This window comes from Sphingomonas alpina (assembly GCF_014490665.1).
Lineage (GTDB): Bacteria > Pseudomonadota > Alphaproteobacteria > Sphingomonadales > Sphingomonadaceae > Sphingomonas > Sphingomonas alpina.
This window is the reverse complement of record NZ_CP061038.1, coordinates 12,276-26,909: the sequence shown is the minus strand read 5'-3', so window position 1 is coordinate 26,909 and position 14,634 is coordinate 12,276. Positions and strand designations below refer to the sequence as shown.

The following is a 14,634-nucleotide window of genomic DNA, read 5'->3' as shown; positions in this document are numbered from 1 at the left end:
CCTGGGGTGGACCGCATCGATAGCCATTTTCGCGGCGAAAGTCAGCGGGAACCAGCGCCAGTTCCGATCACCGTCGCGACCAGCGCAACCACGCAGCCCTGGGCGGGGCACTTGCCAAATCGTCACGGCTGGCCGACAGAAGAATGGCCTATCTGGTTAGGACCCTTAGTCATGATCACCGCGATCCGCGAAGTCCGCCGCGCCAAGGGGCTGACGCTCGACGATGTCGCACGCCGCTGCGTCCCACCGACCACCGCGCAAACGATCGGCCGGCTTGAAACAGGCACGCGCACCGTCTCGGTCGGGTGGCTCAACCGCATCGCCGGCGCACTCGGCGTCGCCGCAGCCGATCTTGTCAGGCTGCCGATGCGCAGCGACATACCGGTGGCGGCGATCCTCGATTCCGGCGGAGTTCATGCGCCAAAACACGAAACCACGCTGACCCCGCCCTCGCCCGGTCCCGGGCTGATCGCGGTGACGGTCGCCGCCGGTGTCGGCGATTATCGCAGCGGCGACGAACTGTGGTGCGAGACGCTGGCGCCGGACAGTTTCGGCCAGGCGATGAATCGCGACGTCCTGGTGCCCCGTCCCGCCGGCCGCTTCCTGTTCGGACGCCTGATCGGACGCGAGGGCGGCAAGCTCCATCTCCTGCCCCCCGGACCGGGCGGGCGCCAGCAGGTGGTTGCCGACCCGCCCTGGATCGCACGCGCGGTCCGCCTGGTACGATCGCTCTAGGAACGGTCGCAACCGGAATTGCTGGCTGTTCCTGGCTGTTATTTCGGAATATTCTTTTTGCTGGCTGTTAAGTTGGATTTCCCACCTGGATTTTCAGCGCGTTTTCAACTGCTTCAGCCAAAGCTGGCTGTTATCGAATAACAGCCAGCTATCAGCCAATGAACAGCCAGCATAACAGCGAACATATCAGCCAGGATCAGCCAGCTGATGGCATCGGCTTTTTCTCACCATGTGAAAGAGCGGAGCCGGACGCCTGAGAGCATCTGACCGCCCCCTCCCTGTCAAGGTCCGCACCGGTATTGAATCGGGCTGGGAATCACACACCGGAAAAACAGGCGCCGGCGATCATTGCGGCTGCGGTATGAACGCGCCTGACAAGGCAATCCGGATCGCTTAGGCTCACCCCGCGACAGGTGGCGACCGATGACCGGGATGAGGCCAGTCAGGGGAGATCAATCATGAGCGCACCCTCACCATTGCAGCTGGCGGGATCGCTGGTTTCCTACACCATCGCGACCAATGGCCAGCCGATCGACAGTGCATGGCAAGTCATCTCGATCGACATCTGGGCCGGGGTCAACACATTGCCCCGGGCTCGTATCACCATCGCCGACGGCAACGCGGCGGAGGCGGCCTTCGCGATCAGCGAAGCCAGCACACTGATCCCCGGCACAACGCTGGCCATTACGCTCGGCTATGATGAGACCGGCACCCAGGTCTTTTCCGGCATCATCGACCGGCAGGGCCTGGAGCAGGGCCTTGACGGCTCTTCGCTGCTGATCATCGAAGCGAGCGACCCGGCTCTGGCGATGACGCTCGCGCGGCGCAACGCAGTGTTCGAAGGCATGACCGACAGCGCCGTGATCGAGCGGCTGATCACCGCCACCGGGCTGACCGCATCGGTGACACCGACCGCGGCCGTGGAAGAGGCGATCGTCCAATATCATGCGTCGGACTGGGACCTGATGCTGGCACGCGCCGCGGTGAACAGCATGGTCGTGACGGTGTCCGGGGGACAAGTGGTGGTTGCGCCGCCGGACACTACCCAGTCGCCGGTCCTCACCCTTACCAATGGCGAGTCGATCCTCGACTTTCGCACCGTGATGGACGCAGCGACGCAATATGCCGCGTCGGCGGTGCAGAGCGTCGCCTGGGATCCCGCGACTCAGGAGCTCGCCATGGCGGGTGCGGCCAGTTCGACGGTGACGACGCCCGGCAATCTCTCGTCCGATATCCTTGCCACGGCTTTCGGTGTCGATCAGCTCCGCCAGCAGACCAGTGCGACGATCGGCAAGGACGATCTCACCCGCTGGTCCTCGGCGCGACTGACTCAGGCAAGGCTGGCCAAGATCCGGGGGCATGTCCGCTTCCGGGGCAGCGCACTGGCCCGGCCCGGCTGCATGATCACGCTTGCCGGACTGGGTGCCCGGTTCAACGGCAATGCCTATGTCTCGGGCGTTCACCAGCAAGTCGTCGCGGGCAATTGGACGACGGAGGTCGAGATCGGCCTTGCGCCGCAATGGGCCGCGCGGGATGCGGCCGAAGCCGGGGCGACGGCGGCGAGCGCAGCGGGCCAGATTCCCGCCGCCGCCAACCTTCAGACCGGCCTCGTCACCAGGATCGACGGCGATCCCGATGGCGAATACCGCGTCCTGGTCGCGCTGCCGCTGCTCGAGGCGAATGCAGGCGTCTGGGCGCGGCTCGGCGGCTTCTATGCCTCACGCGGCGTGGGCGCATTATTCTATCCCGAAGTCGGCGATGAAGTGGTGGTCGCCTTCATGAACGGCGACCCGCGCTTTCCGGTGATCATGGGCAGCCTCTACAGCAAGAAAAACCCGCCGCCGGTCCCGCCGACCGCTGCGAACGACCAGAAGACGATCGTCACATATGGCAAGTTGCGCATCGATTTCTTCGAAACCGACGGTGCGATCGAGCTATCGACACCGGCCGGGCAGATAGTCCGGCTCGACGACAAGGCCGGCACGGTGACGGTCGAGGACAGGAACGAGAACAGCGTCACCCTGGCGACCGACGGCATCACGATCGACAGCGCCGCCAGGATCACGCTCAACGCCAAGGCCGGGATTGCCATTACCGCGCAGGGAATATTGTCGCTGGCCGGCAAGGAAGGCGTGACGATCGAGGGGCCGACAATCCAAGCCAAGGCCGATGCAAGCTTCAGCGCGCACGGTGCGGCGGAGGCGATACTGAGCTCAGGCGGTATCGTCACGGTGCAGGGTCAGCTGGTGAAGATCGACCAATCCGACGCTTAGCATGACGGCGGTCCGCTGCCGGCCTGACAAAGCTGACGCCTGATCGGCCGCCGGGTGCGTCCAGGCCGGCCTCACCCGATTCACACCAACGGATCGGTGCCGCGAGCGCCTGCGCCGGATGGGGGGATGGTGGGCGATGACGGGCTCGAACCGCCGACATTCTCGGTGTAAACGAGACGCTCTACCAACTGAGCTAATCGCCCCCGTTGCGCCGCATGCCAAAACCCGGCCATGCTGGCAACCGTCAAGCGACAGATATCGCGCAATGATTTCAGGCGATCGGCAGGCCGGCGCGTTTTACCGCCGCCAGATAGCCCATCATGCCGGCGCGCGCCGTGGCCGACAGGGCCATGAAAGCGCGGCGGCGGTCGAACGGGTCGGCATGGCGTTCGAACAGCCCCGCCTCGCTCATTTTGGCGATCCAGCGCAGCGCAGTGGTCGGTGCGACCGCCGCAGCGATGCATAGGCTCGAGACCGAGACTTGCGACCGCTCCAGCTCCGCTGCGAACAGATCGAGCAGCATGTCCCAGGCCGGATCCTCAAGCAGCCCGGCATCGAAATACTGCCCGCGCAGCCGGCGCGCGCGAATCGCGGCGCGAATATCCTGCGCATCGATATCCGCCGTATCGGCGGGCGACGGTGGCGCATATGCGAAGCGCCGATCGCCGACGCCGGACTTCTCGCGCTGTGCCAGGTCGCCATTGTCGCTTCGCGTCAGGCGGGCAAGCGTCTCGGCAATCCGGGCGACTTCCTCGTTCAATCGCCGCAAGCGCGCCTCCTCGCCGTCGCGGCCCGATTCCTGCGCGCAGGCAGTGCGCGTGCGCGCCGCGATGGTCAGCGCAACGACACGCTCGGCGACCGACGGAAGGCAGAGAAGTTGAACATGCGGCCCGAACAAGGTCCCCGCGACCAGATCGATCTGCCCTTCGGCCAGGGTGATGACGATGCGTGCCTGGTGTTCCCGCGCGATATCATCGAGCAGCGGCAGCGTGCCGGAGAGCAGCTCGGACGATACCGATTCCGCCTCGGCCACGATCACATCGATTGCCTGATGGTCGGCGATCCGCGCCGCCACCTGATCCCAACGGAGCGTGGCCTCGATCCGTCCGCCAGCCAGTACGGCCGCTTCGGACACCAGCTGCACGGCGGCGGCATTGTCTGCCACGATCAGCATCTGAGGTGTCACCGCAAAGGATGGCGCCGCCGTCTCGATCATGCCTTGCTCCGATACCTACCTAACCCATTCGCAAACTACGTAATTTGCAGGCCGCAGGGGGCCCGACCGTATCCATAATGGACCAAATGGCCATCAAAGTCTTGGGGAGGTATATCAGATGAATTAGATTAGACAAATTATCCCGTCAATCGAGCGACTTGACGATTTCTTCGACCATCTTCTTGGCATCGGCAAGCAGCATCATCGTATTGTCCATGTAAAAGACATCGTTGTCCACACCGGCATAACCGACGCCACCCATCGATCGCTTGATGAATAGGACCGTCTTGGCCTTTTCCACATCGAGCACCGGCATGCCATAGATCGGCGAACTTTTGTCGGTCTTCGCCGCAGGATTAGTCACATCATTGGCACCAATCACGAAGGCAACATCGGTCTGCGCGAACTCGCTGTTGATATCTTCCAGTTCGAATACTTCGTCATAGGGTACATTGGCTTCGGCGAGCAGCACGTTCATATGTCCGGGCATACGTCCCGCGACTGGGTGGATCGCGTATTTCACCCGCACGCCATGCTCCTTGAGCTTGTCGCCCATCTCGCGCAGCGCATGCTGTGCCTGCGCCACCGCCATGCCGTAGCCGGGCACGATGATCACCTGTTCGGCCTGCTGCATCAGGAACGCCGCATCCTCGGCCGAACCGCGCTTCCACGGACGATCGCTCGCCGCGGCCGCCCCGCCGCCGCTGGTATCGGCGCCGAAGCCGCCGGCGATGACACTGATGAAGCTGCGATTCATTGCCTTGCACATGATGTAGGACAGGATCGCGCCCGACGAGCCGACCAGCGCGCCAGTGATGATCATTGCGGTGTTGTGCAGCGTGAAGCCCATCGCCGCCGCCGCCCAGCCCGAATAGGAGTTGAGCATCGACACCACGACCGGCATGTCCGCGCCACCGATCGGGATGATCAGCAGAAAGCCGATCGCGAAGCTCAGGCCGGTGATGGTCCAGAACACCCATGGGTCCTGATCCTGGGTGAAATAGCCGACCAGGCCGACGATCGCGGCGAGCACCGCGAGATTGATCACATGCCGTGCCGGCAGCATGATCGGCTTGCCGCCCATATTGCCGTTGAGCTTCAGGAAGGCGATGACCGAGCCGGAAAAGGTGATCGCGCCGATCGCGACGCCAAGGCCCATTTCGATCTTGCTGACGGTCAGGATCTGCCCGTCCGGCCCGAGAATGCCGAACGCCTCCGGGTTGAGGAACGCCGCTGCGGCGACCAGCACCGCCGCCAGGCCGACCAGCGAGTGGAACGCCGCGACCAGCTGCGGCATGTCGGTCATCGCGATCTTTCGCGCGGTGACCAGGCCGATCGCACCGCCGATCGCGATCGCAATGACGATCTCGATGATGCCGACATTCATGTGGAGATAGAGCGTCGTCGCGACGGCAAGCGCCATGCCCGCCATGCCGAGCCGGTTGCCGCGCCGCGACGAGATCGGGCTCGACAGGCCGCGCAAGGCGAGGATGAAGCACACTCCGGCAATGAGATAGGCGAGTGCGGCCCAGGCGGGCGTGGCGATGGCGGCTTCGTGCATGATCTTGTCCCCTTGTCGTCGCCCGGCGCATCGCGCGGGCAACCCACCCCTGTTACTTGGCCGCCGGGCGGTCCTTCTTCTTGTACATGGCGAGCATCCGTTCGGTGACCGCGAAGCCGCCGAAGATGTTCACGCTGGCCAGCGCGACCGCGACCAGCCCGAGCCACTTCGAGGTCGCCGAACCCGCCGCCGCCGAGGCGATCAGGGCGCCGACGATGATCACCGACGAAATCGCATTGGTCACCGCCATCAGCGGCGTGTGCAGCGCCGGGGTGACCGACCAGACGACATAATAGCCGACGAAACAGGCCATCACGAAGATCGACAGGATTGCGATGAAGTCCATGATTATCCCCTAACGGTCCATCTTTTGCGCAAGGAAGCTCTGCAGCCCGCGCATATCGGTATTGCGCCCGACCTTGAACTCGATCGGTTCATGGCCGGACAGGAAGATCTTGATCTCGGCATCGAGATCGAACGTGCCCGCCGTCTCCACCGCGAAGGCGGTGATCGAGCGGTACGGCACGGTCAGGAATTCGCGCTTGCTGCCGGTGATGCCCTGCACGTTGATGTACAGCACGCGCCAGTTGGTGAAGGCGATATAATCGCGGATCGTCTTGTAGACGAAATAGATCGTCTCACCATCGGTCAGCGCTTCGCCGTGCTTGTCGATCAGCTCGCGCGGGTCGGCGGCGGTGGCATTGAGGATGCCCATTACGCCTGCTCTTCCTCGGAACGATGGTTCATTGCCTCATCCAACTTACGGAAATTGTGTCCCCGCGAAGGCGGGGACCCAGTCCGGGCTCCCGCCTTCGCGGGAGCACATGGGCCCGCGAGCCATTCTATCCGAAACTCCGTTCCGGAAAGGATCATCCCAGCAGCCGCTGGTTGACAACCACGCCGCCCCTGGTCAGCCGGATCGCGTCGCCGATCTCTTCGTCGAGCACCGGCTTGCCGCTTTCCTTGTCCCAGAAGGCGCTGAGGAAATTATACAGGTTGCGGCTGAACAGCGCGCTGGCATCCGCGGCGAGACGGCCGGCGACATTCTTGTGGCCGATGATCTTCACGCCGCCGATCTCGACGACTTCGCCCAGAACCGCGCCTTCGACATTGCCGCCGGCCTCGACCGCGAGGTCGACGATCACGCTGCCCGGCTTCATGCTCGCAACCTGCGCTGCCGAGATGAGGCGTGGCGCGGGACGCCCCGGGATCAGCGCGGTGGTGATGACGATGTCCTGCTTGGCGATATGGCCGGAGACCAGTTCGGCCTGCGCCGCCTGATATTCGGGCGACATCTCACCGGCGTAACCGCCCGAGCCTTCGCCTTCGATCCCGGCGACATTCTCGACGAAGATCGGCTTGGCGCCGAGCGACTGGATCTGTTCCTTGGTCGCCGAGCGCACGTCGGTCGCCGAGACCTGCGCACCGAGACGGCGCGCAGTGGCGATCGCCTGCAATCCGGCGACACCGACACCCATCACGAAGACGCGCGCGGCGGAAATCGTGCCGGCCGCAGTCATCATCATCGGAAAGGCGCGGCCATATTCGGACGCGGCGTCGAGCACTGCCTTGTAGCCGGCAAGGTTCGATTGCGAGGAAAGAATGTCCATCGACTGCGCACGGGTGATGCGCGGCATGAATTCCATCGCCAGCGCTTCGATCCCGGCCGCGGCATAGGCATCGACCCGGGCGCGCTCCCCGAACGGATTGAGTCCCGCGGCGAGCCAGGCACCGGGCGCGGCGCCGCCAAGCGACGCGGGATCGGGGCCCTGTACGCCCAGGATGATATCGGCGCCCTGCAGCGTTTCCGCCCGGCCCCCGACCTTCGCCCCCATTTCGGCATATTGGGTGTCGGCGATCGACGCCGCCTCACCCGCACCGCTTTCGACCGCCATCTCGGCGCCGAGCGCGATGAATTTCTTGACCGTTTCCGGCGTCGCGGCAACGCGGCGCTCGCCCGGGGCTTGTTCCTTGAGGACTGCGATCTTCACCCGCGTCTAGCCGGCGATCAGCCAGATGACCGCAGCTGCGATCACGGCACAGGCGACAGCGCCCCATTTCAGCAAGCTGATGATGCTGTGATAGGTCGCCTCGTGCGCCTTCATGTCACTGTTGCCGGCCATGATGTCGTTCCCTGATTTGTCGGTCCCCAATTGCGCTTAGCCGCCCCCGCGCCGTCCCTCAAGTCCCGTCCCACGAGTCCCATTGAGGGGCAGTTTAAGCCCGTCTTTACCCGCGTGCATTAAGGTTACCGGCGAACGGGAAAACAGGAATGGCCGAATGACGCGCAACGGACAGCGCCTCCTCATGTTGATCGACGACGAACCGGCGCAGCGCCGACTCGTCGCAGCGCTTGCCGCGCGTCGCGGCTGGCGTGCGGTCTTCGCGCAGGATGGCGAAATGGCGATCGCCATGCTCGGCACACAGGACGGCATGCAACTCGACGCGATCCTGCTCGATCACTGGGCGCCGGAAGCCGATGCCAGCGCGCTGATCGCCGAAATCCGCGAACGCCGCCCTGCACTCCCCTTGCTGATGCTCACCGCCAACGGCTCGGTGGCGCAGGCGGTCGGGGCGATGCGCGCCGGCGCAACCGATTTCCTGGTCAAGCCGCTTGCCCCGGAACGCCTGCTCGCCGCGCTCGATGCGGCAGTGACGGGCAAGACATCGGGTGAATTGCGTCCGCTGACCGAAAAAATCCCGGCTCTGCTCGCGTTCGACGAGATCGTCGGCTCGGCACCTGATTTCCGCGCCGCGCTCGCCATCGCCGCCAAGGCAGCGCGAGCGCGTGTCGCGGTGCTGCTCGAAGGCGAAAGCGGCGTCGGCAAGGAAGTCGTCGCCGAAGCGGTCCATGCCGCCTCCCCGCGCGGCAAGAAGCCGATGATCACGGTCAATTGCGGCGCGATCCCCGCCAACCTCGTCGAAAGCGAGTTGTTCGGGCATGAGAAAGGCGCCTTTACCGGGGCGTTCGAACGCAAGATCGGCCGCTTCCAGGAAGCCGATGGCGGCACATTGTTCCTCGACGAAGTCGGCGAGATGCCGCTCGAGGCGCAGGTCAAATTGCTCCGCGTGCTGCAATCGGGCGAAATCCAGCCGATCGGCGCGCGCCATACGCGCGAAGTCGATGTCCGGGTCATCGCCGCGACCAACAAGAGGCTGATCGAGGAAGTCGAGGCGGGCCGGTTCCGCGAGGACCTCTATTACCGGCTCAATGTCGTACAGGTGACGATCCCGCCACTTCGCGAACGCACCGGCGATATTCCCGCGCTTGCTCGTCATCTGCTCGCGCGGATCGCGCAGCAGCCGGGGCTGCGCCCGCTCGGCATCACCGACGATGCGCTGGCACTGCTCGGCCAATATGACTGGCCTGGCAATGTCCGCCAGTTGCAGAACGCGCTGTTCCGCGCCGCCGTGCTGTGTGACGGCGCGGCACTGACCCGCGCCGATTTTCCACAGATCGCGGCGCTCGGCGCGCAACGCCACACCACGCCGGGGCCATCGCCGATGGCGACCAGCGGCGGCGTGACGCTGTTCCATGCCGACGGCAATCTGCGCGCGCTGGAAGAGATCGAGGCCGATGTCATCCGCCTCGCCATCGGCCATTATCGCGGCCGCATGACCGAGGTCGCGCGGCGGCTCGGGATCGGGCGATCGACCCTGTACCGCAAGCTCGGCGAACTGGGAATCGACAACGCCGCGGCGTGAGGCTGAGCCGGTAAGATGATGCCCGAGAGGGATGTGAATCGAGCCGACGATCATCGCCTGTGCTCGACTCGGTCCGCATCGTCCGGATAAGGTAGGGTATGCCCAATTCAGCGGCAAAAGAGGGTGTCGCCCCTTTCCCGTCATCACCGCGAAAGCGGGGATACCGCTACCTTGCCCCGCACTCGGAAGAAGAAGCGGGATTCCCGCTTTCGCGGGAATGACGGGGGTGGTTCAACCTGAAGTTGCTTCAGCGATGGACGACCGGATCGCTGCGATCCTTGCCCATCTGCGGCAACATGCCGACCCGGGCTATCGCGACGATCTCGCGCGGCGCTACGCCATCATCGCGCCGACCGCGATCGGCGTGCGCATGACCGATATCAAGGCGATCGCGAAACGGCTCGGACGCGATCACCCGCTGGCGCTCGCGCTGTGGGGAAGCGATATCTACGAGGCGCGGCTGCTGGTGTCGCTGATCGCCGATCCGGCTTTGACCACGCCGGAGATCATGGACGCATGGCGCGCGGATTTCGACAATTGGGCGATCTGCGACACATTGTGCTTCAACCTGTTCGACCGGACGCCCCATGCGCTGGACAAGGTCCGCGACTGGAGCCGGCTGAACGACGAGTTCGGCCGCCGCGCCGCGTTCGCCTTGCTCGCCAGCGTCGCGCTGCATGACCGCAAGATGCCGGATGCCCCGTTCCTCGATTGCCTGCCACTGATCGAGGCGGCGACGGGTGACCCGCGCAACTTCGTCAAGAAAGGCGTAAGCTGGGCGCTTCGTGCGATCGGCGAGCGCAATATCGCGCTGAACCGCGCAGCGATCGGGCTGGCCGAACGGCTTGCGGCGTCTGATGACCGAACCGAGCGATGGATCGGCAAGGATGCGCTCAAATCGCTGACCGGGCCGAAGCTGAAAGTGAAATTTGGGCTGTAGATCATGAGCAGCCAGGACCCATTTCTGGCCGGGGGTGGAACGGGTCTTGCGCAATTGCCGAGAGAGCATCAGGGGCGAACGAAGGGAGATATGGGACACCGGTATGTCGCATATCCCCACCTTCAGCGCTTTGGTGGAATTCGTATAATATTGTTATATATCAGTATATTAATATATATTTTCACTTAGTCCCACCAGAAATACCACCAGTCATCATTCACCAGCGATGCCGCTAATGCGGAGAGCGAGCCAACACCCTGGTCGATGATATCCGTGCAATAGAGATATTGTTCGCGCGCGAGCGCCAGCGCCTCGGGGCGACCGATGGGACGGCGCGCTACGCGCAGGTTCATCGTATCTGCGTTGATGCCGATCAGTTCAGCGCCATTTGACGCTGCCCAATGGTGGAGGGCCGCGACATGATATTCGGCGGCGGTACAGCCATTCCAGCCGCCCCAGCGCAGATAGGCCGGCACCTCCCAACTTTCGCGTGCCGGAATGAGCAAAATATGCACGCGGTCGAATGGCTTGCCGGTCAGCACATCGCGCGCAACGGTCAATCCAGTTTGCTCGTTCTCGGTCGGCCAATCCCCCAGCGGCGGCGGTGGCGGCTCGCCATATCCGTCCCAGCGCCTCAGATCCTCCGGGAAACGAAGTCGGGCCGCAACGTCGAGAATCTCGGCAGGGCGCCTTGGGGGTGGCCCGTGGATCGGGCTTGGGAACACCGCCGGATCGTCGATGCTGAATGTCTCCGCAATACGTTCCAATTGCTCGTCGTCGCCGACGATTATCGGCCAACCACGCCCGACACGCCGCAACCGTTCCCATTCGGCAAGCGCTTCAGCCCCGGTCGTTTCAACACGCTCATAGGGCAGCGCCTTCATCATACGATCATGCATCGCTTCATAATCGGCGCGCTGCTTGGGCGTAAGGTGACCGAGATCCTTCGTCATGGTCTTTGATTGGGCGTAGACACGAGGCATGGTCAAGGCAGCTGCCGCACCGCCGAGCCATTTGAGCGCGCTGCGCCGCTGCATGATCAGCCGCTCACCAGCGCCTGATCCTTCATCCCGCGCCAGACCCTGAGCGCCTGCACGGTTTCCGCCACATCATGGACGCGCAGCAACTGCATGCCCGTCTCAGCCCCCTTCAGCGCCAGGGTCAGCGAGCCGCCGAGCCGCTGATCCGCCGGTGCTTCGTTGGACAGCGCGCCGATCATGCGCTTGCGGCTCGCGCCGAGCATCACCGGGCAGCCAAGGCCATGGAACAACGCCAGCCCGTTGAGCAGCGTCAGATTGTCCTGCAACGACTTGCCGAACCCGATACCCGGATCGACAATGATCTTTGCTCGGTCGATACCCCCGGCGACGGCCGCAGTGACGCGCGCCTCGAGCCAGTCATAGACTTCAGTCAGCACCGCTTTGTAGCCGGTGCCGCCATGCGGACCCTTTTTCGGGTCGGGCGAATGCATCAGGATCACCGGGCAACCGGCGCGTGCAACCACCTCCAGCGCGCGGTCGTCCCACAGCAGCGCCGAGACATCGTTGACGATGGACGCGCCGGCCTTCAGCGCCGCCTCCATCACTGCCGCCTTGCGCGTGTCGATCGAGACCAAGGTCCCGCCACCGGCAAGCCTCTCGATCACCGGGACCACACGGGCGATCTCGTCGCCTTCCCATACCGTCGGGGCATTGGGACGAGTCGATTCGCCACCGACGTCGATCAGCGCTGCACCTTTGGTCGTCATGTCGAAGCCGGCGCCGGCTGCATCGTCGTGCAGGCCGCCATCGGAGAAACTGTCGGGCGTGACATTGAGGATGCCGGCGATCATCGGCTGGTCGAAGCGCAATGTACGGCCGCCGAGCGTCAGCGGCGCACGTGGGGCGGTGATCGCCCGATGGAGCTTTGCGGCGCGTTCGTCGGTGCCGAGCAGGCGATCAAAATCGGCGATCGGCACGGTGCGGCGCGCGCCGTTCTCGATCACTTCATAAGCGGCGAACCATTGCATCCCGCCGGCGAGCCGCGCGACTTCGCCGTCGCGGCCGACCGGCGTGTCGACGAACTGGATCGGGCGGAGGTGGAAGGTAGAGACGGACATCAAATCAACCGTTCGTGCTGAGCTTGTCGGGCCGAAGGCCAACCACCGTCCTGACCTTTTCCACCGTCAAAGGAAAGAACGGCCCTTCGACAAGCTCAGGGCGAACGGAGGGTAGCGATCCTTAAATCTGCGTCGCCAGCAGATAGGTCTGGCGCAGATCGTCGATCGGCTTCAGCCCTTCAGGCGTCTCGTAATGCCAGAAGGTCCAGCCATTGCACGCCGGCGCGCCCTGCAGAACCGAGCCGAGCTTGTGGATCGATCCGGTCGTATCGCCCGACATGACCGAGCCGTCGGCGCGCACCGTGACGCGGTAACGGCGCTTGGCATCCGTCAGCACGGCGCCGGCGACCAGCATGCCGTTCTCGACGATCGTGCCGAAGGCGACGCGCGGTGCGGCCTTGGGGCTTTGCATCGTCTTCAGCGCGGATTCGTCGAGCGGCAGCGCCGCCTCGATCCGCTCGATCGCCGCCGAGCAATAATCCGCCTCGCGCTCGATGCCGATCCAGCGCCGGCCGAGCCGTTTGGCGACCGCGCCGGTCGTTCCGGTGCCGAAGAACGGGTCAAGCACCACGTCGCCGGGCTTGGTGCAGGCCAGCAGGATGCGATAGATCAGCGCTTCGGGCTTTTGCGTCGGATGGACCTTCACGCCGCCCCGCTTGAGCCGCTCCTGCCCGCCGCACACCGGGAATTCCCAGTCGCTGCGCATCTGCAGTTCGTCGTTCAGCGTCTTCATGCTGCGATAGTTGAAGGTATAGCGCGCCTTTTCGCCCATCGACGCCCAGATCAAAGTCTCATGCGCATTGGTGAAACGCGTGCCCTTGAAATTGGGCATCGGGTTGGATTTGCGCCACACCACGTCGTTGAGGATCCAATAGCCGAGATCCTGGATCGCCGAGCCGACCTTGAAGATATTGTGATAGCTGCCGATCACCCAGATCGCGCCATCGTCCTTCAGGATGCGCCGCGCCTCGGTCAGCCATTCGCGAGTAAATTTGTCATAGGCCGCGAGGCTGTCGAACTTGTCCCAATCGTCGGTCACCGCATCGACATGACTGCCGTCGGGCCGGCTGAGATCGCCGCCGAGTTGCAGATTGTACGGCGGATCGGCGAAGATCATGTCGACCGACTTGGCCGGCAATGCGCGCATCGCCGAGACGCAATCCTGCATGATGATGCTGTCTAGCGGAAGCTCAGCCAGCGGCCGCTGGGCCAGCGGCAGTTCTTCGACCATGGGCGCCGCAACGCGCGCCTTAACCTTGTCGATAACACCCATAAGCTCAGCCCCCGTCTATAATCCGCGCATCCCTGCGGATGTACGGACTCCGGTCAAGCGCAGAATAGTTAACAATTTCGGTTACCAAATCGTTAACAAAGCGGAACATTTTGGGAAGCTGCCCAGATATTGAGTCGGCATGAGTCGGCAGACTCAAGGGATGGGGTGTGGCGCAAAAGACTCATGGGTCGAGATTTGGCGATTAAAAATCGAGCCAGGCCTGTGCAACCGGCGCAAAGCTGCGCCGATGCAGTGGCGAAGGGCCATATTGGCGCAGCGCGTCGAGGTGCGTGCGCGATCCATAGCCCTTGTTCGAGTGCCAGCCATAATGCGGATGCGATTCGGCGTGCGCGATCATGATCGTGTCGCGAGTGTGCTTGGCGACGATCGACGCGGCGGCGATCGACAGCGAGATCGCATCGCCCGAGATGATCGCGGTCGCCGGATGATCCCAGCGCGGCAGGCGATTGCCGTCGACCAGCACATGGCCGGGCATGCAGCCCCCATCCCTGATCAGCGCCTCGACCGCCAGGGTCATCGCCTTCATCGTCGCCCAGAAGATGTTGAGCGTGTCGATCTCGTCGGCCTCGACGATGCCGATCCCGACCATCGCGCAGTCGCGCAGCCGGTCGTGCAGGCGGGCACGTTCGGCCGGGGACAGTTTCTTCGAATCATCGATCCCGCGCGGTACGCCCTTGGCGGGCAGGATCACCGCCGCTGCGACCACCGGCCCGGCGAGCGGCCCGCGCCCGGCCTCATCGACCCCGACAACGGGTGCGAGGCAGAGCTTTTCATGACGCAGGCTGGGTTTGGGACTGGGTTTGAGGTTGGGA

Annotated in this window: 14 protein-coding genes and 1 tRNA gene; 4 read left to right on the top strand and 11 right to left on the bottom strand. The window is 64.0% G+C overall.

Annotated elements, in window-relative coordinates:
• Positions 1 to 171: 171 nt before the first annotated feature.
• Both H3Z74_RS00145 and vgrG read left to right on the top strand, forming a co-directional pair.
• Positions 172 to 735, top strand: a complete 564-nt coding sequence (locus H3Z74_RS00145) for a helix-turn-helix domain-containing protein (RefSeq protein ID WP_187762024.1) — start codon at positions 172 to 174, stop codon at positions 733 to 735.
• A 458-nt stretch (positions 736 to 1,193) separates the two neighbouring features.
• A complete protein-coding gene (gene vgrG / locus H3Z74_RS00140; protein ID WP_187762023.1) occupies positions 1,194 to 3,008 on the top strand; it encodes a type VI secretion system tip protein VgrG in 1,815 nt (604 codons plus the stop codon).
• 127 nt (positions 3,009 to 3,135) lie between these two features.
• Here the strand turns inward: vgrG and H3Z74_RS00135 are convergent.
• From H3Z74_RS00135 to H3Z74_RS00105, 7 genes are all read right to left on the bottom strand, one after another.
• A tRNA-Val gene (locus H3Z74_RS00135) sits at positions 3,136 to 3,211 on the bottom strand.
• A 68-nt stretch (positions 3,212 to 3,279) separates the two neighbouring features.
• Positions 3,280 to 4,224 (bottom strand): MarR family winged helix-turn-helix transcriptional regulator, encoded by a 945-nt coding sequence (locus H3Z74_RS00130; protein WP_187762022.1) that lies wholly within the window; start codon positions 4,222 to 4,224, stop codon positions 3,280 to 3,282.
• Positions 4,225 to 4,369: 145 nt separating this feature from the next.
• Positions 4,370 to 5,785 carry an NAD(P)(+) transhydrogenase (Re/Si-specific) subunit beta gene (locus H3Z74_RS00125; RefSeq protein WP_187762021.1) on the bottom strand — a complete coding sequence of 472 codons (1,416 nt, stop codon included), beginning with the start codon at positions 5,783 to 5,785 and terminating at the stop codon, positions 4,370 to 4,372.
• A gap of 52 nt (positions 5,786 to 5,837) precedes the next feature.
• The gene (locus tag H3Z74_RS00120; RefSeq protein WP_187762020.1) at positions 5,838 to 6,131 is read right to left on the bottom strand and encodes an NAD(P) transhydrogenase subunit alpha part 2; all 294 of its coding nucleotides are present in this window, start codon (positions 6,129 to 6,131) and stop codon (positions 5,838 to 5,840) included.
• A gap of 9 nt (positions 6,132 to 6,140) precedes the next feature.
• Positions 6,141 to 6,500, bottom strand: coding sequence for a PH domain-containing protein (locus tag H3Z74_RS00115; RefSeq protein WP_183110768.1), 360 nt, complete (start codon positions 6,498 to 6,500; stop codon positions 6,141 to 6,143).
• A gap of 154 nt (positions 6,501 to 6,654) precedes the next feature.
• Positions 6,655 to 7,776 carry an NAD(P) transhydrogenase subunit alpha gene (locus H3Z74_RS00110; protein ID WP_187762019.1) on the bottom strand — a complete coding sequence of 374 codons (1,122 nt, stop codon included), beginning with the start codon at positions 7,774 to 7,776 and terminating at the stop codon, positions 6,655 to 6,657.
• Positions 7,777 to 7,782: 6 nt separating this feature from the next.
• Positions 7,783 to 7,908: an aa3-type cytochrome c oxidase subunit IV gene (locus H3Z74_RS00105; RefSeq protein WP_229726790.1), complete on the bottom strand. Its 126-nt coding sequence runs from the start codon at positions 7,906 to 7,908 to the stop codon at positions 7,783 to 7,785.
• Between the two features lie 157 nt (positions 7,909 to 8,065).
• Between H3Z74_RS00105 and H3Z74_RS00100 the strand changes: the two genes are divergently transcribed.
• Together H3Z74_RS00100 and H3Z74_RS00095 are read left to right on the top strand one after the other, a co-directional pair.
• Positions 8,066 to 9,490: a sigma-54-dependent transcriptional regulator gene (locus tag H3Z74_RS00100; RefSeq protein ID WP_187762018.1), complete on the top strand. Its 1,425-nt coding sequence runs from the start codon at positions 8,066 to 8,068 to the stop codon at positions 9,488 to 9,490.
• Between the two features lie 253 nt (positions 9,491 to 9,743).
• The gene (locus tag H3Z74_RS00095; RefSeq protein ID WP_187762017.1) at positions 9,744 to 10,430 is read left to right on the top strand and encodes a DNA alkylation repair protein; all 687 of its coding nucleotides are present in this window, start codon (positions 9,744 to 9,746) and stop codon (positions 10,428 to 10,430) included.
• Between the two features lie 185 nt (positions 10,431 to 10,615).
• Here H3Z74_RS00095 and H3Z74_RS00090 read toward each other — a convergent pair whose 3' ends face one another.
• The 4 genes from H3Z74_RS00090 to H3Z74_RS00075 form a co-directional block, all read right to left on the bottom strand.
• Entirely contained in the window at positions 10,616 to 11,383 is a 768-nt protein-coding gene (locus H3Z74_RS00090; protein WP_187762016.1) for a DUF4253 domain-containing protein, read from the bottom strand.
• Positions 11,384 to 11,469: 86 nt separating this feature from the next.
• Positions 11,470 to 12,528, bottom strand: coding sequence for a dihydropteroate synthase (gene folP, locus H3Z74_RS00085; protein WP_187762015.1), 1,059 nt, complete (start codon positions 12,526 to 12,528; stop codon positions 11,470 to 11,472).
• Between the two features lie 121 nt (positions 12,529 to 12,649).
• Complete coding sequence (locus H3Z74_RS00080) at positions 12,650 to 13,801, bottom strand: site-specific DNA-methyltransferase (RefSeq protein ID WP_390901773.1); 1,152 nt, start codon at positions 13,799 to 13,801, stop codon at positions 12,650 to 12,652.
• A 202-nt stretch (positions 13,802 to 14,003) separates the two neighbouring features.
• On the bottom strand, positions 14,004 to 14,603 hold the full coding sequence (locus H3Z74_RS00075) for a ribonuclease HII (RefSeq protein ID WP_187764093.1): 600 nt from the start codon (positions 14,601 to 14,603) through the stop codon (positions 14,004 to 14,006).
• Between the last annotated feature and the right edge of the window lie 31 nt (positions 14,604 to 14,634).